Source organism: Exiguobacterium sp. ZOR0005, from assembly GCF_000798975.1.
Lineage (GTDB): Bacteria > Bacillota > Bacilli > Exiguobacteriales > Exiguobacteriaceae > Exiguobacterium > Exiguobacterium aurantiacum.
The window spans coordinates 92768-114702 of the sequence record NZ_JTLB01000019.1 but is presented as its reverse complement, the minus strand read 5'-3'; the positions used below and the strand labels follow the sequence as shown (position 1 = coordinate 114702).

Below are 21935 nucleotides of genomic sequence, written 5' to 3'. Positions count from 1 at the left end.
CTTTCCTAAACGGGACATATGTCCTTTCTTTCGTTAACGTTTCCCTTTAATATACGGGATACCGACCGACTTCGGCGCATCGGCCCGACCGACGACACCAGCGAGGGCTAGAATCGTGAGCGCGTAAGGCGCGATCAAGAGCAACACTTGCGGCACGTTATTGATGACCGGCAAGTTGCTACCGATGATCGAGAGCGCTTGCGCGAATCCGAAGAAAAGTCCGGCTCCGAGCGCGCCAAGCGGATTCCATTTACCGAAGATCATCGCGGCGATGGCGAGGAACCCTTGCCCGACAATCGTCGTCGCACTGAAGTTCGTCGTGACCGTGACGGCATACACCGCTCCGGCAAGACCGCCGAACGCCCCAGAGAGCATGACGCCCATGAAACGCATCTTCGTGACGTTGATCCCCATCGTGTCTGCCGCCATCGGATGTTCCCCGACCGAACGGAGACGAAGGCCGAACGGCGTCTTGAAGATGACGAACCAGACGATGAACGCGAGCGCGATCGCGATGAACGACGTGTACTGGACGTTGATGAAGAACATGCGGAGAACCGGGATATCCGACAAGATCGGCACGTTCTCTTTCGCGATCCGGTATTGGATGAAGTCGGTCTGCCCTTTATTGTAAAGGACACGGACGACAAAGATCGCAAGTCCGACCGCGAGCATGTTGATCGCGACACCGAGTACGGTCTGGTCGGCCCGCCATAGGATGGCTGGTACTGCCAAGAAGAGTGAGAACAGCGCCCCGATGACCATGGCGACCAAGAGCGAGATCCACGGGCTCATCCCGCCAAGACCCATGTTCGTCAGCGTCAGCGTCGTAATGATTCCCGTCGCTGCCCCGATGACCATGATTCCTTCGAGCGCGATGTTGACGACACCCGACCGTTCACTGAAGATGCCACCGAGAGCGGCGATGATGAGTGGAGTCGCATAGGCGAGTGCAACCGGTACGACGATGTAGAGGACTTCTAAGAAGCTCATTTTTTCTCCACTCCTTTCTTACGATTTCCTTTAAGTTTCTCAATGACATAGTTCAGTGCGTAACCAGACGCCACGAAGATGACGATGGCTGCGATGATGACTTTGACGAGTTCAGACGGGATGTTCGCCCCGAGCTGCATCGCGAGTCCACCGATGTTGAGTCCAGCGAACAACAAGGCCGCCAAGACGACACCGACTGCCGTGTTCGCTCCGAGAAGCGCGACCGCGATCCCGTCGAATCCGACGCCAGTGAACGACGCGCTAAGCGTCATACCGTTGAACGTCCCGAGACCTTCCATCGCACCGGCGAGACCGGCGAACATACCCGAGATGACGAACGACAAGACGATGTTGCGATTGACGCTCATCCCCGCATATTGTGAGGCGTGCTTGTTGAAACCGACGGCGCGAAGCTCGTACCCGAGCGTCGTCCGTTGCAAAATGTAATAATAGACGACCGCGGCAAGGACGGCGATGAGAATGCCCCAGTGCAAGCGTGAGAACGTCGTCAATTCTTGAAGGAGCGGCGACGAGAGCGATGCCGAATCTTTGATCGACTCTGTCCGTTCATTCGTCACGCCGATGACGCTCCGTAAAATCGCGTTCGTCGTATAGAGCGCGATGTAGTTCATCATGATCGATGTGATGACCTCATGGACGTGGAACTTCGCCTTGAGGAAACCAGGCACGAACGCCCATGCGGCCGCAGCGAACATCGCGGCGAGCAAAGCGAGCGGCAAGTGGAGGAACATCGGCAAATCAAAGTTGATTCCGACGTACACCGCCGCCACCCAGCCGATCAACACTTGGCCTTCGACCCCGATATTGAAGAGACCGGTGCGGAACGCGAACGCGACGGCGAGACCAGAGAAGATGAGCGGCGCGGCCGCACGAAGCGTCTCACCGATGGCGTACGGGCTGCCGAGCATGCCGTTAAAGAGCGACGAGAAGCCGCGAATCGGGTCGTAGCCGCCGATGAGCATGACGATCGCTCCGACAAATAGCCCCATCAAGATGGATAGCAGTGGGATGAGCAGTCGATTGAGTCCTAGCTTGTTCATACTGTTTCTTCCCCTCTCTTACCGCCGGCCATCAAGAAGCCGAGCTCTTGCTCTGTCGTTTCTTTCGGGTCACGAATCCCGACGATTTTCCCTTCATAGAGAACCGCGATCCGGTCGGACACGTGTAAAATCTCTTCGAGCTCGAACGAGATGAGCAGGACGGCACGTCCTTTTTCACGCTCTTTGATCAACTGCTCGTGAATGAACTCGATGGCTCCGACGTCAAGACCGCGCGTCGGTTGTGCCGCGATCAACAGGTCCGGAGACCGGTCGACTTCACGGGCGATGATCGCTTTTTGTTGGTTACCGCCAGAAAGCGCACGAGCCGGCACGTCGACTGATGGAGTTCGGACGTCAAACTTCTCAATCAACGCTTTTGCTTTCTCCGCCACGGCTTTATAGTTCATCAAACCGCGTTTCGAGAAAGGCTCTTTGTAGTACGTCTGGAGCACCATGTTGTCACGAATCGTATAATCGAGGACGAGACCATGTTTGTGCCGGTCTTGCGGGATATGGCCGACGCCCGCCTCGGTCACTTTACGAGGGGTGAATCCGGTCACATCGTTCCCATTCAAGAAGATTTTTCCTGCCTCTGGCTTCTTCAATCCTGAGATCGCTTCGATCAATTCCGTCTGTCCGTTCCCATCGATCCCGGCAATCCCAAGAATCTCACCTGAGCGGATTTGTAAATCCAAGCCTTCGACGACTTCTAGGCCACGACTATCTTTGACGACGAGCTTTTGAATGTCGAGAACGACTTGCTGTGGATCTGCCTTGGAATATTCCGCATCAAAGTTGACTTCGCGACCGACCATCATCTCAGCAAGGCGGTCTTCGTTGACCGTCTCGTCGATGTCGACCGTGCCGATATAGCGCCCGCGACGGATGACCGTACAGCGGTCGGCGACTTGCATGATCTCTTTTAGCTTGTGCGTGATCAAGATGATCGACTTACCCTCTTCGATGAGACGCTTCATGATCTGGATGAGTTCTTGAATCTCTTGCGGCGTCAACACGGCCGTCGGTTCATCAAAAATCAAAATCTCCGCCCCACGATAGAGCGTCTTCAAAATTTCGACACGCTGCTGCATCCCGACCGAGATGTCCTCGATCTTCGCATCCGGATCGATACGGAGTCCGTACTGTTCTGAGATGTCCATCACTTTTTTACGCGCCGTGGCACGGTCGACCGTCAACCCGCTCTTCGGTTCTGAGCCGAGGATAATGTTTTCTGTCACCGTGAACTTCTCGACGAGCATGAAGTGTTGGTGCACCATGCCGATGCCGAGGTCGTTGGCGATGTTCGGATTCTCAATGTCCACTTTTTCTCCACGCACGCGAATCTCTCCACCTTCCGGTTGGTAGAGACCGAACAAGACGTTCATAAGCGTCGATTTCCCGGCACCGTTCTCTCCGAGAAGCGCATGAATCTCGCCTTTGCGTAGTTGGAGGGTGATATTGTCGTTCGCTACGAACGTTCCGAACTCTTTGCGAATATTGAGCATTTCAATTACATATTCCAAGAAAGTCCACCCCTAACTTTAAGTAAAGGGAGACCGCATGGGTCCCCCCTAACTCAATGATTTATTCTACTGATTTCATGAACTCTTCAAACTCAGCGTCTGTCGCTGGAGCTGTAAGTTCGCCGTCGATCAACTGTTGGCGATACTCATCCACTTTCGAGAGGATGTCAGCCGGTACGTGCTCGTCAGACGTTTCAGCGATGCCGACACCGTCATCTTTCAAACCGAACTCGATGATCTCGCCACCTGGGAAGTTCCCTTCCATCGTCTGTTTCGATACTTCATACGTCGCCGTGTCTACACGTTTGACCATTGAAGTGAGCGTTACGTCTTCTGGGAGTCCTTCTTCGTATTGGTCACGGTCAACCCCGATCACCCATACTTCTTCGCCGTTCTTCTTACGGTTCTTCGCTTCTGTGAACACCCCTACACCTGTACCGCCTGCCGCGTGATAGATGATGTCAGAACCAGCGCCGTACATGCCTGAAGCGATCGCCGTTCCTTTTTCAGCCGAGTTGAAGTCTTCAGCGTATTTGACGTCGATTGTCGCGTCCGGGTTAACTGCCATGACGCCCGCTTTAAATCCGTTTTCGAACTTCTTGATCAAGTCAGACTCGACGCCGCCGATGAAGCCGACTTTGTCCGTTTCTGTCATGAGACCGGCAATCACACCGACGAGGAACGATCCTTCTTGCTCTTTGAACGTGATTGACGCGACGTTCGGTGCATCGACGACCATGTCGACGATCGCGAAGTTGTTGTCAGAGAACTGGCCTGCGACTGTTTCGATGTCCTCAGCCATCAAGAAGCCGATTCCGTAGATCAAGTTGAAGTTGTCACGCGCCAATTGTTGCAAGTTTGGCTGGTAGTCCGCTTGTTTTGAAGACTGAAGATATTTGAATCCTTCGTTCTCCGTCAAGTTGTTGTCTTCACCGAACTTCGTGAGACCTTCCCAAGCTGATTGGTTGAACGACTTATCATCTACGCCGCCCGTATCCGTTACCATCGCCACTTTGAAGTCGCCAGCTTCGCTGCCGCCGCCTTCTCCGTTTGAAGCACCTTCATTGTCGTCCCCGCCACATGCTGCGAGTACTGTCGAGAGTGTGAGACCTGCTGCTAAAGCTGAGAGAATCGTTTTTTTCTTGTTCATCATCGTCGTGTTTCCCCTTTCGGTTCATAACAATTTAGGTTGTCATGTTATCAGTAGTCTTTACACCGGTATAAGAAAGCGCTTTCACGCTGTTCCCCAAAAATAACCGTTTCCGGATAAAACGAACTTACTTAGACGCGTTTGCGTACGACGTGAAAGTCGAAGCGGTCCGCTCGGAAAAAGTTTGCTGAATCAAGCAACGGTAAGTCGCTCTCATCGTAGTGCAGTTGCTTTAATGCGAGTAACGGTTGGTCCGTCTGAAGTTGAGTCGAGATTTCGGTGCTCACACTCGGTTCGATGTGCGTGATCGCATATGCGACCCGACGTCCTACCTCTTTTTCGAGTGCGTCGAACAACGACTTCCCTTCTGTCAAGGCTTCAGGATTAGAAACGAGATGTGCGGGAATCTTGTCCACACAGTATACGACCGGTGTTTCGTCCGCATAACGAATCCGTACAATCCGATAAATCGGTGAGTTCGGTTCGATCTTTAGACGGTCGGCTTCTCTCTCTGTCGCTAACACCTTTTCGGCCACCAATACTTTTGTTCCCGGTGTCATTTTGGCGCGCATGATCATGTCCGTCACGCTGAACAGTTCTTCAATCCCCGACGTGAAGGGAGGTTTTGAACTGATGAACGTTCCGACGCCATGTTTTCGCACGACAAATTTCTCGTCTTCGAGGATACGGAGCGCTTCTCGGAGCGTCGCACGACTGACTCCTAGTTGCTTCGACAACTCGAATTCTGAAGGAAGCTTTTCTCCTTCACGATAGACACCCTCATCGATATCCTGCTTGATTTTCTCAATCACCCGGAGATAGAGCAAGCGATGATCGAGCTTGATCGACATGGGCCTCACCACCTTTACCTATTCTTACCAGTGCTCAGACATCTGACGTATGAATGCCCTTGCCAATATTAAGTATAGGGATTCCAGAATTAGAACGCAATAGTTTTTGTTCGGAATCAAGGAAATATTTTAACATGAAGGGATTCCGTTCACCTCTTAGTCTATATTACCTGTTCACTGTCGGTTTGAAAAGAATCTGTAAAATGTAAACGGTATTAAAATATGAAAGCGTTTCACGTTTTTCAGTAGTATGGCTCATTTACTCATATAGGTACGATGTGCTATATTAGTCGGCGTCAACGGGCTTGTTTTCAGAATTGACCACCTATTGCCTTTTCACTGAAAAAACAATAAAAAACGAACGTTATGATATATAAAAATCATAACGTTCGTTTTTATGTTTCATACATCTTGTTCGTTGACAAGTACTTTCCGAGGCTTCGAACCTTCAGACGGACCGACGTATCCAGCTTGTTCAAGCGAATCGATTAAACGGGCCGCCCGATTGTAGCCGATCCGGAATCTTCGTTGAATCATCGATGTCGACGCTGTCTCTTGCGTCAAGATGAATTGGACGACTTCCCCGAACAACGAGTCATCGGAATCAATCGTCGTCACTTCTTCTTCTTTCGGCATCATCGCTTCGACATATTGCGCCCGTTGTTGCGCGATGACGTGATTGACGACCGTCTCGACTTCTTGATCAGAGACGAACGCCCCTTGGACACGGACAGGCTTGTTCATGCCGTTGGCGAGCATGAGCATATCGCCACGTCCTAGTAATTTCTCGGCACCACCCCCGTCGAGGATCGTCCGTGAATCCGTCTGCGAAGAGACGGCGAAGGCGATACGGGATGGGATGTTCGCTTTAATGACGCCGGTGATGACGTCGACCGACGGCCGTTGCGTGGCGAGCACCATATGGATGCCCGCCGCCCGTGCCATCTGGGCGAGACGCATGATCGCGTCCTCGACATCGTTCGAGGCGACCATCATGAGATCGGCAAGTTCATCGACGATAACGACGATGAACGGAAGCCGTTTCGCGTCCTCATCCTCAGACTTGTCGACGAGTTCGTTGTAACCTTCGATGTTACGGACGCCATAGCGGCTGAACAGCTCGTACCGTCGCTCCATTTCGGCGACGACTTGTTTGAGTGCCTGCGCTGCTTTCTTCGGGTCTGTGACGACCGGGGTCAATAAGTGCGGGACGCCGTTATAAACGTTCAGCTCGACCATTTTCGGGTCGATCATCATGAGACGAACCTCGTCCGGACGCGTCCGCATCAAGATTGATACGATCATACCGTTAATGCAGACTGATTTTCCTGACCCGGTCGACCCCGCCACGAGCAAGTGCGGCATTTTGTTCAAGGCGACCGTCACCGTCTCCCCGCTAATACTTCTTCCGAGGGCGACGAGAAGCGGTGACACTTCCCGTTTGACCGGTTCGGCTTCGAGTACCTCACGAAGACAGACCGGTGCGACTTCTTGGTTCGGGACCTCGATGCCGATAGCCGCCTTCCCTGGGATCGGCGCCTCGATTCGGATATCTTTCGCGGCGAGTGCTAACGCCAAGTCATCGCTCAGTGATGTGATCCGGCTCACTTTCACACCGATATCAGGTTGAAGCTCGTATTTCGTCACGGTCGGACCGAGATGAATCTTCAACACTTTGACTCCGACCCCGAAAGATTTCAGCGTCTGGACGAGTTTCGTCGCATTCGCTTTCAAGCGGGCGTTCTCGCCGGACAAGTCGGTGACGACCGGCTCAGACAAGATTGCGAACGTTGGAAGCTCGTACGTGGCAGATACATCTTGGGCGGCCGTCATCATCATGTCCTCGGTCGGCATGTCCGTTACGTCGTCTGCGCGCTCCGTCGTGTTCGTGTCTTGTTTTTGTTCCTGCTTCTCGGCAACGACTCGTTCACTGAATCCAACGATCGGGATATCGTGCATCGTCACCGCATCCGTTTCCGGTTCAGCATACGGCGCGTTACGTGACGCCTCTGCTTCACGTGGGACGGCAGGCGTCGCTTTCTTCCGGGCCGGGCTCACCTTCCGCTCAGGCCGCTCCCGTTCCTGCCACTCTTGTTTGATCGCTTGACCGGATTCGAGCAGTCTCCGACCGACACTGCGCCAAACTGTTGGTGATAGTAAAGAGATACCGACGACGAGACAGATGATTCCGAGGAAGACGATTCCGAAGTCGGACAGTAAGTAATGGTTTAACTCATAGAGCGAGCCGTTGATGGCGCCGCGCTCGGCTCCCCAGACGAGGTCACCAAACAACAAAAAGGCAATAAAAAGAAGCATAATCCCGGCCCGCTGTCCGGGACGCCAATCGTTCAAGAAGATGAGCAACGTGAACGCGATCGCCAAATACGTCAATGCGCCCCAGCCGCCGAACAACGTTACTGCGAGCGACGACGTCCGTGCACCGACCAATCCGAACTCGAACAATGAAAAGATGAACGCCGTCATCGCCAGAACGAAGGCGACCCAGCCATATGTACGCCAAGGGACCGGTTGCTTTCGCGTCCTTGTCGCCGGTCGCTTCCGCTTCGTCGTCGTGGTCTTTCTCGTTTTTTGAGCCACCTTTTTTTGTGCCACTTTCCATTCCTCCTAAAAAAAGAAGGCAAAAGTCAGATGACTTTTGCCTCAATTCATTATATCTCCATGATGATCGGCAAGATCATCGGACGACGCTTCGTCTGCTCGAACAAGAAGACGCTGAGCCGCTCACGAATATTTGATTTCAATTCGGTCCAGTCACTCCCAGCTTGAAGACTCTTCTCGATCTGTTTCGTGACGATACGGTTCGCCTCTGAGATCATCTCTTCCGATTCACGCATATAGACGAATCCACGTGAGATGAGTTCAGGTCCTGAAATCAATTTCTTTTGTTTACGGTTCAACGTGACGACGCAGAGGACGACACCATCTTGTGACAAGAGGCGACGGTCGCGAAGCACGATGTTACCGACGTCACCGACACCGATCCCGTCAATCAAGACGTTCCCGGCCGGCACTTTCCGGCTCATCCGCGCTTTTCTGCCTGTGAACTCGACGACATCTCCTTTTTCAACGATAAAGATGTTGTTCGATTTCACACCGACTTGTTCAGCAAGCTTCGAGTGGGCCATCTGCATCCGGTACTCCCCGTGGATTGGAAGGAAGTATTTCGGCTTGACGAGGTTGAGCATGAGCTTCAACTCTTCCGCCGAAGCGTGTCCTGAGACGTGGACTTTACGTTGGTTATAAATGACGTTCGCCCCTGAACGGAACAACAAGTCGATCGTTTTCGATACTGACTTCTCATTTCCAGGGATCGGAGTCGCCGCGATGACGACCGTATCGCTCAAGCGAATGTTCACTTGTTTGTGGGCGTTCCGGGCCATCCGAGTCAACGCTGCCATCGGCTCGCCTTGAGACCCGGTCGTCAAGATGACGACTTTGTTGTCTGGGAGACGGTTCACTTGTGACAGTTCGACGAGCGTCTTTGGCTTGAAGCGCAAATAGTTCAGCTTTTGCGCCACTTCGACGATGTTCACCATGCTGCGTCCGACGACGGCGACTTTACGGTCGTTCGCTTCCGCAGCCGCGAACACTTGTTGCAAGCGATGCACGTTCGAGGCGAACGAGGCGACGATGACGCGGCCTTCTGCTTGATAAATGACATCGTTCAATTCGGCGCCTACGAGCGACTCCGAACCGGTTTGACCAGGTCGTTCCGCGTTCGTCGAATCCGACAGCAGGCAAAGGACGCCACGCTGACCGATTGCAGCCAGTTTATTGAAGTCCGACTGCTTCCCGTCGACCGGTGTGTAGTCGAACTTGAAGTCGCCCGTATGGACGATCGCCCCTTGGGACGTTTGAATGCAGACACCGACACAGTCTGGAATCGAGTGGTTGACGCGGAAGAACGTGATGAAATGATCAGCGATAGTCAATTTCGTTTTGGCGTCAATCAACCGAAGGTCGACTTCTTTCAGTAATCCTGCTTCTTTCAGCTTGATTTCAATCAAACCGAGTGTCAATTTCGTCCCGTAGACGGGAACGTGTTTCAAATCACGGAGCACATAACTTAGTCCGCCGATATGATCTTCGTGCCCGTGGGTGATGAAGATCGCCCGGACACGGTCCTTATTTTCTTTCAAATACGTAATATCTGGGATCACGATATCAATCCCGAGCATCTCATCGCCTGGGAACATGAGGCCGGCATCGATGACGAAGATGTCGTCGTCTAGTTCCACGACGTACATGTTCTTCCCGATTTCGCCTACGCCACCAAGCGCAAAGACGCTAATATTCTCTGTCTTTTTCTTTGACACTAACAAAAACCTCCTAGATGATTCATATTCTGGTTCGTCCACTTATCGCTACTGAATATTGTATCGGAAAACGGCTTCATTGCCAACATTTCCGTTCAATCGACTAGAGGTTGTAAAACATCGGCGAGCGGAACGGTCGCTTGTTCCGCCGGGCGCTTGCCGGCCGCAAGCTGTCGAATCGACAAACCGAAGTCCATCTGCAGATGAGGGTAGTCTGGGAAGTTTCGCCAGTCCCCGCCCCATTCGAACCCGAGTGCCTTGCCGAGTTCCCCGAGTTCTTGCCAATCCGGCACCCCAGACCGGTTATGATCTGAAGACAAATCATAATCAGCCCGGTTGTCATGGATGATGACAAAATCGACGGCAAGCCCGTAGTTGTGATAACTTTGACCGGCCTTGGCGTTCGTGACGACTTGGCCCGGCTTAGAACGCCCTTGGGCGTATAAAGCGGTTTGCTCTTCGGCCGATCGATACCCGGACGTCAAGCGCACTTCGAGCCCGAGACATGAATGAGCGAGACGGACGAACAATTCGCTCCGTTCCCGTACGTGCGGATGCAAGTTGACGAACGCCTTGTCGCTCCGGTCGACGATCGTCTGCTCCGAACGGGGTGATCGCTCACACATCCCCGCCTCAAACGACGGCTCATCGATCCACGGCATCGGCCCCGGCTGCGAGTATGAATATGCCAAAAAAATCCCGACTAAAAATGCGACCATCGCTAACGTCAAAATACCGGTCCACTTCATCGTCTCAGCCGTTTACGGAGTCCTTTGACGAGCGGAAGTCCCGTTTCGAGGGCGAAATAGAGTGGTCGGTTCATGACGAGGTCAAACTCGCCCACCTTTTCAATCTGGTCGCTCCCCCATCCGGATTTGAACGCATAAAGTCCCGCGTATTCGTCGTCCGGCGCAGTACTGCCGGAAACGCCTCCGAAGTCATAGCGTTCGGCCCCGCTCGCCTTGGCAGCTTGCATCATCGTCCATTGCATGAGGTGGTTCGGCATGAATTCACGGAATTCGTTGGAAGACGCGCCGTATAGATAGTAGGAGCGGCGTCCAGCGAGCGTCAATAGGCCGCCCGACAAGACGAGACCGTTCGGATATTTTTCGTGCAGTTGTACGAGTTCAGGTAACGCCGTCTCGATTTTTGCAATCTGTTCGCTCGTCTGCTTCTGACGATTCGACAGGCTCGTCCGTTTCTTCTCAGCCGTCTCTTTTTCGAGCGCTCGTTCGATCTTCTCGAGTTCGCGCTTCGCTTTGTCGAGTGTCGCCTGTTGTTGGTCGAGCGCGATACTCGGTTCGAGCTTCGTCAAGAACAATCTGGCGTCCCCCGGTTGGAGACAATCGTATAAGTTCTCGAAATAATCGAGGCCGCGGATGGCAAAACCGTCCCGCTCACCCGTCACTTTCATCAAGTCGGCGAACGTTTTTAAGCCGTCCCGTCCGACTTCCGTGCAGACGATCCCTTTCTTTTCGGCCAGGCGGACATTATAGCGGAACTTATGATGAAACTTCGCGAAAATGTCTTTCTCACTCGGCCGTAAATCCGTTTCCATCGTGAAGCGGGGCTGGGCGTAATCGAACCCGCCCCCGTACCCTTTATGCGTGAATCCGAGGTCGGCCATCTCCGTCAACAACCCAGGCACTTCGTCTCGATCGACATTCGGGTCGATTTTAATCGTGATCGCCCGTCTTGTCTTTGCGACCCGCTTCGCTTCGTCCGTGAGTGCCCGCAGCGAGTCCACATCATCGTAATCGACGACGAATCCGCGCGGCGCGTAGCACAGTGTGAACGGCAATTTCGGTACTTGTTTGAACAGCAACAAGGCGACGCCTGTCACTTTCCCGTCCGTGGCGACGGCGATGCGCTCGCCAGACCAACCGTTTTGACGTTTCACGTTGGCCCAACTCGAGAGTTGCAACAAATCTCCTCGGTCATGTGTTTTGACAAAATCATCATGCTCTTTCTCTGTCAAGCTGATTGGTTGTACTGCCATAAATCCTTATTCCTCCATATTCAAAATTGTCGTTCGGACGATCAATTCTTCATCAAGCGGTACTTTCTCATTGCCGATGATTTGATATTTCTCGTGTCCTTTTCCAGCCAAGACGACGATATTATCCGGTTTTGCGAGACGTGCCGCGTAGCGGACCGCTTCTTCTCGGTCCCCGATTTCGACGTAATTGTCATGCGTCATGCCAGAAGCGATTCCGTTCGTGATCGAGTCATACGACTCAAAACGAGGGTCATCCGTCGTGATGACGACGGTGCCGGCATACGTCGATGCCATCTCGCCCATCGTCGGGCGTTTCGTCACATCTCGGTTCCCGCCCGTCCCGATCAAGAAGATGATGTCTTCTTTCGGGACGCCGACGAGCGATTTCAAGCATTGTTCGATGCCGTCTGGCGTGTGCGCATAATCGGCATACACGTTATACCCAGGGACGTCGAGACGTTGCATCCGTCCTTTAGCCGGATGGATCGCCTCGAGCGCCTCAATGATGACACCGAGCGAATAGCCGGCGGCGAGGAGGCAGCCCGTCGCGAGCAAAATATTATAGACGTTAAAACGCCCGATGAACTGCACCGTCACAGGTAGACTTTCTCCTTGATAGTGGAGATGGAAGCTCGTATCTGACAGCGTCTGAACAATGTCTGTCGCCGTCACGTCAGCCGGTGTGTCGATGGCGTATGTAAGCACACGCGCCCCCGTCATCGTCTCATAGAGCTTGCTGTACGGGTCGTCTGCGTTCAAGACGGCCACTTTGTCGCGCGATGCCGTCTGTCCGAGTTGGGCAAAAAGAAGTCCTTTGGCCCGGGCATAATTTTCGAACGTCCCGTGGAAATCGAGGTGATCGTGCGTCAAGTTCGTGAACCCGACGATGTCAAAGTCGGTCCCGATGACGCGGCCGAGCTCGAGCCCGTGTGATGACACTTCCATCATCACGTCGGTCACCCCTTCATCTCTCATTTGGGTGAGCAATTGTTGCAGTTCTGAACTTTGCGGCGTCGTATTTTTACTCGGTACGACCGTATCGTTAATGCGAACTTCGACCGTCCCGATGAGCCCGGTGCTATGACCGAGCTCGGTGAGGACGTCGCGTAAAATTGTCGTCGTCGTCGTCTTGCCGTTCGTTCCTGTAATGCCGAACATACGCATCTGTTCAGACGGATAGCCGTAAAAAGCCGACGCTAATAAACCGACCGCTCGCGAGCTGTCACGTACGAGAATGTTCGGCACGGCCACGTCGAGTGTCCGCTCGCTTACGATCGCCACGGCGCCTCGTTCGACCGCGGTAGCCGCATAATCGTGTCCGTCGACCGTATAGCCTTTAATGGCGACAAACAGCGTCCCTGGCACGACTTCTCGCGAATCGGTCGTCACGTGGGTCACTTCAATGTCAGTTGTCTGCAGTTTGTTGATCACTTGTATCTTTTTAATTAAATCCGTTAAGTTCAAGTCTTTCCCTTCTTTCACCTATATCCTGTCCAAAGTAAAGAATACCTCTTAATCAGTGTAGAGAACTTACAATTCGGTTTCAAGTCGGTCTTCGGACGGAAGGACGTATGATTTGGCAGGGGCGTGGTTAAGCACTTCCCGGATCAAGGCGTTGACTTCGCCTGTCTCGATCCGGTCAACCTTGTCGAGGACGACGTCAATCGGCTCCACCTCATCCAATAAGACGAGGTTTCGCCCGTTCCGATTCATCCGCGCACTCGTACTTTCGTTGCCGAGAACGAGTGAACCTTTTAACTGTCGTTTGCCTTTCTCGACTTCTTCGTCGGTAAGTCCAGACTGTTTCAGCTCTGTCAGTTCACGCACCATGATTGCTTCGACTTGTTCGAGTGTGTCTGGAGACGTGCCGATGTAAATCGTGAACGTCCCATGGTCATCGAACGTCGTGTAATACGAATAGATGGAATACGCCAACCCTTCTTCTTCCCGAATCGACTGGAACAAGCGGGAGGACATCGTCGCTCCGATCGCATTGTTCATGAGTGCAAGATGCGGCAACCGGTCATCGGTCGCAGCAATCGCCTCGAAGTTCCAACAGAGGTGAGCTTGCTCGGTCTCTTTCTGTTTTTTAACGACCTCGGCATGGAGCGTCGGAACGGTTGATTCTTTCGATGATTCCCCTGATGGAAGCTCGGCAAACCTTGCCTTGACGGCGTCGACGAGGGCGTCCGGTACATGACCGGCAATCGAGACGACGACCCGGTTGCCCGTGTACATCGTCGCGACGTAACGGAGCAACTGTTCGCGTGACAGCCCGAGCACACTCGCTTCCGTCCCGAGAATCGGTTCGGCGAGCACGTCGTCTTGATAGACGGCCTTCGCGAGCAATTCATGCACGAGATCTTCCGGCGTGTCTTCATACATTTTAATCTCTTCTAACACGACCCGCTTTTCTTTCTCGAGTTCCGTCTCATCGAAGAGCGACTGAAACAACATGTCGGCGAGGGCGTCGAAAGCGACGACCGCATGTTCATCGAGCGTCTTCACGTAATAGCACGTGTGATCTTTCGAAGTGAACGCGTTGACGCTACCGCCGAGCTCGTCGAAGAACGAAGCGATCTCTTTGGCCGTCTTCGTCTTTGTCCCTTTGAACAGCATATGCTCAATCAAGTGGCTAATACCAATCTCGGTTGTCGATTCGGTTCGTGTCCCGGCTTTGATGAACACACCGGTAGACGTGCTGCGGACGTCGGCCATCGGTTCGACCACGATGCGGACGCCGTTTTGTAACGTGATAATTTCCATGTCCTCACTCCTATGAAAAAGGCCATCGCAACAGACGATGGCCATCATTGATTAGTTTGTCGTTCTTGGCGGGCGACGGTCGCCGTCGCGACGCGGCGGACGACTGTCACGTGGCGGACGGCTTTCGCGCGCCGCTTTCCGTTTCGCTTCGTACGCTTCTCGCTCTTCCGGGGACAACCCTTCGAGGATGAGCGTTTTATGCGAGGCGTTGACACGCCCTTTGTCATCGATCTCTGTGACTTTGACTTTGATCGTGTCACCGAGCTTGACGACGTCTTCGACGTTCGCGACACGCTCTAAGCTGAACTCTGAGACGTGGACGAGAGCGTCCTTGCCTTTGAACAACTCGACGAACGCGCCAAACTTCTCGATCCGGCGCACGGTCGCGTCGAACACTTCCCCGACGACGACTTCGCGGACGATATCGCCGATGAGCGCCATCGCCATATCGATACCTTCTTGATCGGTCGAGGCGATGAACACCGTACCATCTTGTTCGATGTCGATTTTGACACCTGTCTGGTCGATGATGCTGTTGATCATCTTACCACCCGGCCCGATCACGTCGCGAATCTTGTCCGGATTGATCGTCATCGTGATGATCTTCGGAGCGTATTTCGACAACTGTGGACGTGGTGCGTCGAGTGTCTCGAGCATGTGGTTCAAGATGTGGAGACGTCCTGAACGCGCTTGTTCGAGCGCTTCTTCCAAGATGTCACGCGTGATACCCGCGATCTTGATGTCCATTTGCAAGGCAGTGATCCCGTCTTTCGTTCCGGCGACTTTGAAGTCCATGTCCCCGAGGTGATCTTCAAGTCCTTGAATGTCCGTGAGTACCGTGTAGTGCTCACCTTCCATGATCAGACCCATCGCGATTCCAGCGACCGGTGCCTTGATCGGCACACCGGCATCCATGAGCGCGAGCGTCGAGCCACAGATTGATGCCTGTGAACTTGATCCGTTCGATTCGAGTACTTCCGATACGAGACGAATCGTATACGGGAAGTCTGCCTCATTCGGGATGACCGGCAACATCGCACGTTCTCCGAGTGCTCCGTGTCCGATTTCCCGGCGACCTGGCGCACGCACCGGACGCGCTTCACCGACCGAGAACGGCGGGAAGTTATAATGGTGCATGAAACGCTTGTTCTCTTCTAAGCCGATGCCGTCGATGATTTGAGCGTCACCGATGACGCCGAGCGTCGCGACCGACATGACTTGCGTTTGTCCACGCGTGAACAAGCCGACGCCGTGCGCACGTGGCAACAGGCCGACTTCAGAAGCGAGTGGACGGATGACGTCCGGGCGGCGACCGTCAGGACGAACTTTTTCAACCGTGATCAAACGGCGGACTTCGTCTTTGACGAACTTGTTCAAGATGCCCGACACTTCTTTCAACTTGGCAGGCTCGTCCGCGAGGCGCTCTTCGTAAGAGGCGACGTACTTGGCGATGACTTCGTTGATCGCCTCGTCACGTGCGTGTTTCTCTTCGACTTGAACCGCTTCGACGATTTCAGGGCGAGCCGCTTCGAGCTCTTGTGACAACGTCTCATCGAATTTTGAGACAGTGTATTCGAATTTCGGTTTCCCGACTGTTGCGACGATTTCGCTTTGGAAAGCGACGAGCTTTTTGATCTCTTCGTGACCGAACAAGATCGATTCGAGCATGATTTCTTCAGACACTTCGTTCGCGCCTGCTTCCACCATGTTGATGGCGTCTGCCGTACCGGCGACTTGAAGTTCGAGCTCTGTCTTCTCGAGTTGCTCCGTCGTCGGGTTGACAACGAATTCGCCGTCGATGCGACCGACCGTCGCACCGGCGATCGGTCCGTCAAACGGGATGTCCGAGATCGACAAGGCGATCGACGTTCCGAGCATACCGGCCATCTCAGCCGAGCAGTCCGGGTCGTTTGACATGACGTAAATCATGACTTGAATATCATGACGGAAGCCGTCAGGGAAAAGTGGACGGATCGGACGGTCGATGAGACGTGACGTCAAAATCGCGTTCTCGCCAGGACGCCCTTCCCGACGAAGGAAACCTCCTGGAATTTTACCGACCGAGTATAGTTTTTCTTCGTAGTTGACCGTAAGTGGGAAGAAATCTAAATCTTTTGGTGCTTTCGATGCCGTCACCGTTGCGAGCACGACCGTGTCGCCGTAACGGACGAGCGCCGAGCCGTTCGCTTGTTTCGCGAGTTGACCCACTTCCACAGATAGCGGACGTCCGCCCCATTCTGTAGAAAATACTTGTTTCGTACCTAACATGAACATTCTCCTCTCAAACCTTATCTAGTTTATTATGTAACTCATTCCTAGGAATGTCTAATGATTTTCCTTTAAAAAAAGAAGAAACGGACTAGGAACAAGTGTCCCAGCCCGTCACATGGTCCGGTCGGATTAACGACGGAGACCAAGGCGTTGAATCAATTCACGGTAACGTGTAACGTCCTTGTTACGAAGGTACGTAAGCAAGTTACGACGACGTCCAACCATTTTCAAAAGACCGCGACGTGAGTGGTGGTCTTTCTTGTGTGTACGAAGATGTTCGTTTAAAGTGTTGATTTGTTCAGTCAAAACTGCAACTTGAACTTCCGGTGACCCAGTGTCACCTTGTTTTGTCGCGTATTCCGCGATGATTTCGTTCTTACGTTCTTTTGAGAGTGCCATTTGCCTCTCCACCTCCAATTAAATAAAATTGCCGCGTTGCCGAGCCAGCGTTGGTGAATCGACCAGCCAAGCGAAACGGTGTACTTTGCGTACCAAAATAGAATACAGGAGTCCGTGTCCAAAGTCAAGATAGGATTGATCGGGCCGTCGTCTCATCTTGCTTCAACTGGGCGATGAGCGAATCGAGACCATCGAACGCCCGCTCGTTCCGGATGAATCGGACCCACTCAATCTCAATCAATTGACCGTACAAGTCCTCTGAGAAGTCGAACAAGTGGCTCTCGATCGAGACGTCACCCGTGTCGTAAAACGTCGGGCGCCGCCCGACGTTCGTCATCGCATCAAACGTCCGACCGTCACGCAACCGGACGCGCGTCGCATAGACGCCGAGCCGCGGCATGACGTAAGACGCGTCCATGACGACGTTCGCCGTCGGGTACCCGATCGTGCGTCCGCGGGCATCTCCGTGGATGACTTCCCCGCAAATGACATAAGGTGTCCCAAGGAGCGCCGCCGCCTTATCGACGTCCCCCGCACCGAGCAGCTTGCGGATGCGGGTCGAGGACACTTTTTCACCATCGTCTGTCTGTTCAGTGACGACCGATGTCGTAAATCGTCCCCGGGCATGGTACGGCATCGTCTCCATCGTCCCTTCTCCGAACTTGCCATAGGAGTAATCAAACCCGGCCGTCACGTGCATCGCACCGGCACCGATCAAATAATCATCGACAAACTGTTGCGGTGACAGGCCGGCAAGTTCTTTCGTGAACGTGAGGACGAGGCAACGTTCGACGCCAAGCGCGGCAATTCGATTCAGTTTACGAGCGAGTGGCGTGATGTAGCGTACCGCGTCCGGCTGATTCGACAGCACTTGTTTCGGATGCGGGTCGAACGTGACGACGGTGACCGGCACGTTCAGCCGTTCCGCCTGCTCTTGTGCATGACGAATCACAGCCTGGTGTCCGTTGTGCACACCGTCGAAGAAGCCGAGCACCATGACCGACGGGACAAAGTCCGGCGTCTCGGGATGTGTGAGATGAATCGTTTCCATACTTCCATTTCCCCCTTAGTCGATTGTCAACATGACCTCGACTGTAGCGTCTGTCGTTCCGTCAAGCCGTCGGTAAAGGGCGAGCGGAATTCCTTCTTCATTATAGACAGTAAACAGTTCAAATTCGAGCGAGACGTCGTTTAGCTTGCCGCCGTTGCGAATATAACGTTCTCGGTTGCCCGGGATTGTCATCGCCGGCCAACGTTTGATGACCTCTTCGAGCGGGATCAGGTATTGCATCCGTTCCTCGACCGTCTCGAGTGCTTGTAGCGTCTCGAGATTGACCGCGTCAGTCGCGTCGAACGAGCCTGACCGCGTCCGACGAAGATCGCTCATATGCGCCGGGTAGCCGAGCGCTTCCCCGATTTGCACGGCGAGTGTTCGGATGAACGTTCCTTTGCCGCACTCGACGTCAATCTGGAAACGGCATACGCCATCGGCAAATACCGGCTCACTCGTCCGCGTCAAACGATGGATTTCAACCATGCGCCGGGGCCGTTCGACCGTTTGACCTTTTCGGGCGTATTCATATAATTTCTTCCCGTTCACTTTGACGGCAGAGTAGTAAGGCGGAATTTGCTCGATTCGCCCTGTCAAAGCCTGTAACACCTGATCGATCTCATCACTCGTGAATGCCTCGATGTCGACCAAACGGCTGTCGACGACCTCACTATGGGCGTCTTCTGTCATCGTCGCCGTGCCAATCGTCACTTCGGCCTCATAACGCTTTCCTTCATCTGTTAAAAAGCGAGAAAGTTTCGTCGCCCGTCCGAGACAGATCGGTAAGACGCCGGTCACTTCCGGGTCGAGTGTACCGGTGTGTCCGACTTTTTTCGTCTGAAACAACTTACGTAATTTAAAGACACAATCGTGGCTCGTCATGCCGCTGTCTTTATCGAGGATCAATACTCCTGTCGGTTCCATCTCTGTTCCCTCCACATGAAAAAAGGGGGACGCGAGTCCCCCTTCAGTTTATTCGTCTTTGTTCAAGTCACGAATCAACGAGTCGATATGGCTACCATATGCGACCGATGAATCATATTCGAACGACAATTCTGGTGTCTTGCGAAGACGGATTCGGCTTCCGATTTCACGGCGGATGAATCCGCTCGCTTTATCGAGACCAGCCTGCGTCTCAGCCTTCACTTCAGCGTCGTCTCCGAGCACCGTGTAATAGGCAGTCGCTTGCTGCAAGTCTCCTGTCACGTCCACGCTCGTGATCGTGGCGTTTTTCGTACGCGGATCGCTCACTTCACGCAACAGAATGTCAGTGATTTCTTTACGCATCTGTTCTGCGACGCGTTGGGCACGAATGTTCATACGTGTTCCCTCCTCGCTTTATTTGCGTTCGACTTCTTTCATGATGAACGCTTCGATGACATCATCGACTTTAATGTCATCAAATTTCTCTACTTTAATCCCACACTCATAGCCTGTCGCGACTTCTTTGACGTCGTCTTTGAAGCGACGGAGTGTATCAAGCTTACCTTCGTATACGACGATGCCGTTACGGATGATGCGGACGCCGGCGTCACGTGAGATTTTACCTTCTGTGACGTAGCAACCAGCGATCGTTCCGACTTTCGAGACTTTGAAGACGTCACGGACTTCGACTTGACCTGTGATTTCTTCAACGAACTCAGGGTCGAGCATCCCTTTCATCGCGCTCTCGATTTCATCGATGGCGTTGTAGATGATGCGGTGCAGACGCATTTCAACATGTTCTTGCTCAGCCATCGAACGGGCGTTACCATCTGGGCGGACGTTGAATCCGATGATGATCGCGTTCGCCGCTGAAGCGAGGATGACGTCACCTTCTGTGATCGCGCCGACACCTTGGTGGACGATGTTGATTTTGACGCCTGCGACGTCGATTTTACGGAGTGATCCAGCGAGTGCTTCCGCCGAACCTTGTACGTCTGCTTTAATGATGACGTTCAAGTCTTTCACTTCGCCTTCTTGAATCCGGCTGAACAAGTCGTCAAGACTGACTTTCGCCGATTCACGACGTTGCGACTCGAGGTAACGTTGGTAACGTTTCTCACCGATGGCACGTGCTTTTTTCTCGTCTTCGAAGACGATGAACTGATCGCCTGCTTGCGGGACGTCGTTCAAGCCTGTGATTTCGATTGGAGTCGATGGACCGACTTCTTTCACACGGCGACCGATATCGTTCACCATCGCCCGGACACGTCCGAACGTGCTTCCGACGACAATCGAGTCTCCGATGCGGAGTGTCCCGTGTTGTACGAGAAGTGTCGCGACAGGACCGCGACCTTTGTCGAGCTTCGCTTCGATGACAGAACCACGTGCCGGCATGTCAGGCGTTGACTTGTACTCTTCGACTTCTGACACGAGAAGAATCATTTCGAGCAACTCGTCGATTCCTTCATCTTTCAAAGCTGAGATCGGAACGAAAATCGTTTCGCCGCCCCACTCTTCCGGTACGAGTCCGAATTCAGTCAACTCTTGTTTGACACGGTCCGGGTTCGCCCCTTCTTTGTCCATCTTGTTGACGGCAACGATAATCGGGACGTTCGCTGCTTTCGCGTGCGAAATCGCTTCTTCCGTTTGCGGCATGACACCGTCATCGGCTGCGACGACGATGATGGCGATATCCGTCACTTCCGCTCCACGGGCACGCATCGTCGTAAAGGCGGCGTGACCAGGTGTATCGAGGAATGTAATTTTCTTGTCGTTGACTTGAACTTGATACGCACCGATATGCTGCGTGATTCCACCGGCTTCGCCAGCGACGACTTTCGTGTTACGAATCGAGTCGAGAAGCGTCGTCTTACCGTGGTCGACGTGACCCATGATTGTGACGACAGCAGGACGTTCTACAAGGTCGTAAGCCGAGAAGTCGATTTCCACTTCTTCGAAGTCCGTCTCATCGACGATGACTTCTTTTTCGACTTCGTAGCCGAATTCTGTAGCGAGCAATTCAATCGTCTCGTCGTCGAGCGTTTGGTTGATTGTCGCCATGACACCGAGACCCATCAATTTCATGATGATCTCGTTTGGCTTTTTATCCATCTTCGCAGCGAGGTCCGATACGCTGAGGACATCGTCATATTTGATGATGTTACCCATTTCAGACTCTTGCGCTAGACGAGCAGCTTTACGTTGGCTCGTCTTCGAATTCGGATCCGCTTCTTGCGGGATGGCCGCTTTCGCCGGCTTGCCTTTGCCTTTACCGCGCTTCTTGTTGCGGTTGTCGTTGCGGTTGTTGCTGAAGCGGTTGCCGCCACGGTTGCCTTGCGGCGTGCTCGACGCCTGCGGGCGAGCTTGCGGCGCTTCTTTTTTCTCTTGCTTCGGTTGTTCAGCCGCCGGTTTCACTTCGGCTTTCTTCTCTTCTGCCCGGTATTTCTCAGGGTTAAATATACGATCCAATTGTTTGACCGACTCCTCATCGAGAACAGCCATGTGGTTTTTCACAGGTTTGTTCAATTTTTCGAGCTGGGTAATGACTTGTTTACTTGTTACGTTCTGTTCTTTTGCAAATTCATAGACGCGTTTTCCCAAAGCATCCAC

At 53.2% G+C, this 21935-nt stretch carries 17 protein-coding genes; all 17 read right to left on the bottom strand.

Features of this window, described 5'->3' with window-relative positions; translation table 11 throughout:
• Positions 1-33: 33 nt before the first annotated feature.
• The 17 genes from L971_RS08510 to infB all read right to left on the bottom strand — a co-directional run bounded on the left by L971_RS08510 (position 34) and on the right by infB (position 21926).
• Positions 34-993 (bottom strand): ABC transporter permease, encoded by a 960-nt coding sequence (locus L971_RS08510; protein WP_024370157.1) that lies wholly within the window; start codon positions 991-993, stop codon positions 34-36.
• Positions 990-2054, bottom strand: a complete 1065-nt coding sequence (locus tag L971_RS08505) for an ABC transporter permease (protein ID WP_024370156.1) — start codon at positions 2052-2054, stop codon at positions 990-992. Before L971_RS08505 ends, L971_RS08510 begins: the two co-directional genes overlap by 4 nt.
• Positions 2051-3577, bottom strand: coding sequence for an ABC transporter ATP-binding protein (locus L971_RS08500; RefSeq protein WP_024370155.1), 1527 nt, complete (start codon positions 3575-3577; stop codon positions 2051-2053). Before L971_RS08500 ends, L971_RS08505 begins: the two co-directional genes overlap by 4 nt.
• A gap of 61 nt (positions 3578-3638) precedes the next feature.
• A complete protein-coding gene (locus tag L971_RS08495; protein WP_024370154.1) occupies positions 3639-4727 on the bottom strand; it encodes a BMP family protein in 1089 nt (362 codons plus the stop codon).
• A 131-nt stretch (positions 4728-4858) separates the two neighbouring features.
• Complete coding sequence (locus L971_RS08490; RefSeq protein ID WP_024370153.1) at positions 4859-5578, bottom strand: GntR family transcriptional regulator; 720 nt, start codon at positions 5576-5578, stop codon at positions 4859-4861.
• Between the two features lie 402 nt (positions 5579-5980).
• The gene (locus L971_RS08485; RefSeq protein WP_231557580.1) at positions 5981-8191 is read right to left on the bottom strand and encodes a DNA translocase FtsK; all 2211 of its coding nucleotides are present in this window, start codon (positions 8189-8191) and stop codon (positions 5981-5983) included.
• A 56-nt stretch (positions 8192-8247) separates the two neighbouring features.
• The gene (locus L971_RS08480; protein WP_024370151.1) at positions 8248-9915 is read right to left on the bottom strand and encodes a ribonuclease J; all 1668 of its coding nucleotides are present in this window, start codon (positions 9913-9915) and stop codon (positions 8248-8250) included.
• A gap of 95 nt (positions 9916-10010) precedes the next feature.
• On the bottom strand, positions 10011-10664 hold the full coding sequence (locus L971_RS08475; protein WP_024370150.1) for a M15 family metallopeptidase: 654 nt from the start codon (positions 10662-10664) through the stop codon (positions 10011-10013).
• Complete coding sequence (locus tag L971_RS08470; RefSeq protein ID WP_024370149.1) at positions 10661-11914, bottom strand: lipid II:glycine glycyltransferase FemX; 1254 nt, start codon at positions 11912-11914, stop codon at positions 10661-10663. Before L971_RS08470 ends, L971_RS08475 begins: the two co-directional genes overlap by 4 nt.
• A 6-nt stretch (positions 11915-11920) precedes the next feature.
• Positions 11921-13378, bottom strand: a complete 1458-nt coding sequence (locus L971_RS08465) for a UDP-N-acetylmuramoyl-L-alanyl-D-glutamate--2,6-diaminopimelate ligase (RefSeq protein WP_047375398.1) — start codon at positions 13376-13378, stop codon at positions 11921-11923.
• Between the two features lie 66 nt (positions 13379-13444).
• On the bottom strand, positions 13445-14680 hold the full coding sequence (locus L971_RS08460; protein WP_047375378.1) for a pitrilysin family protein: 1236 nt from the start codon (positions 14678-14680) through the stop codon (positions 13445-13447).
• A 51-nt stretch (positions 14681-14731) separates the two neighbouring features.
• On the bottom strand, positions 14732-16948 hold the full coding sequence (pnp, locus tag L971_RS08455) for a polyribonucleotide nucleotidyltransferase (RefSeq protein ID WP_047375376.1): 2217 nt from the start codon (positions 16946-16948) through the stop codon (positions 14732-14734).
• A gap of 132 nt (positions 16949-17080) precedes the next feature.
• Positions 17081-17350 (bottom strand): 30S ribosomal protein S15, encoded by a 270-nt coding sequence (gene rpsO, locus L971_RS08450; RefSeq protein ID WP_016508254.1) that lies wholly within the window; start codon positions 17348-17350, stop codon positions 17081-17083.
• Positions 17351-17474: 124 nt separating this feature from the next.
• Positions 17475-18401, bottom strand: a complete 927-nt coding sequence (locus L971_RS08445) for a bifunctional riboflavin kinase/FAD synthetase (RefSeq protein ID WP_024370145.1) — start codon at positions 18399-18401, stop codon at positions 17475-17477.
• A 15-nt stretch (positions 18402-18416) separates the two neighbouring features.
• Positions 18417-19325 carry a tRNA pseudouridine(55) synthase TruB gene (gene truB / locus L971_RS08440; RefSeq protein WP_024370144.1) on the bottom strand — a complete coding sequence of 303 codons (909 nt, stop codon included), beginning with the start codon at positions 19323-19325 and terminating at the stop codon, positions 18417-18419.
• Positions 19326-19373: 48 nt separating this feature from the next.
• Positions 19374-19721 (bottom strand): 30S ribosome-binding factor RbfA, encoded by a 348-nt coding sequence (gene rbfA, locus L971_RS08435; RefSeq protein ID WP_024370143.1) that lies wholly within the window; start codon positions 19719-19721, stop codon positions 19374-19376.
• An 18-nt stretch (positions 19722-19739) separates the two neighbouring features.
• Entirely contained in the window at positions 19740-21926 is a 2187-nt protein-coding gene (infB, locus tag L971_RS08430; protein WP_024370142.1) for a translation initiation factor IF-2, read from the bottom strand.
• Positions 21927-21935 lie beyond the last annotated feature (9 nt).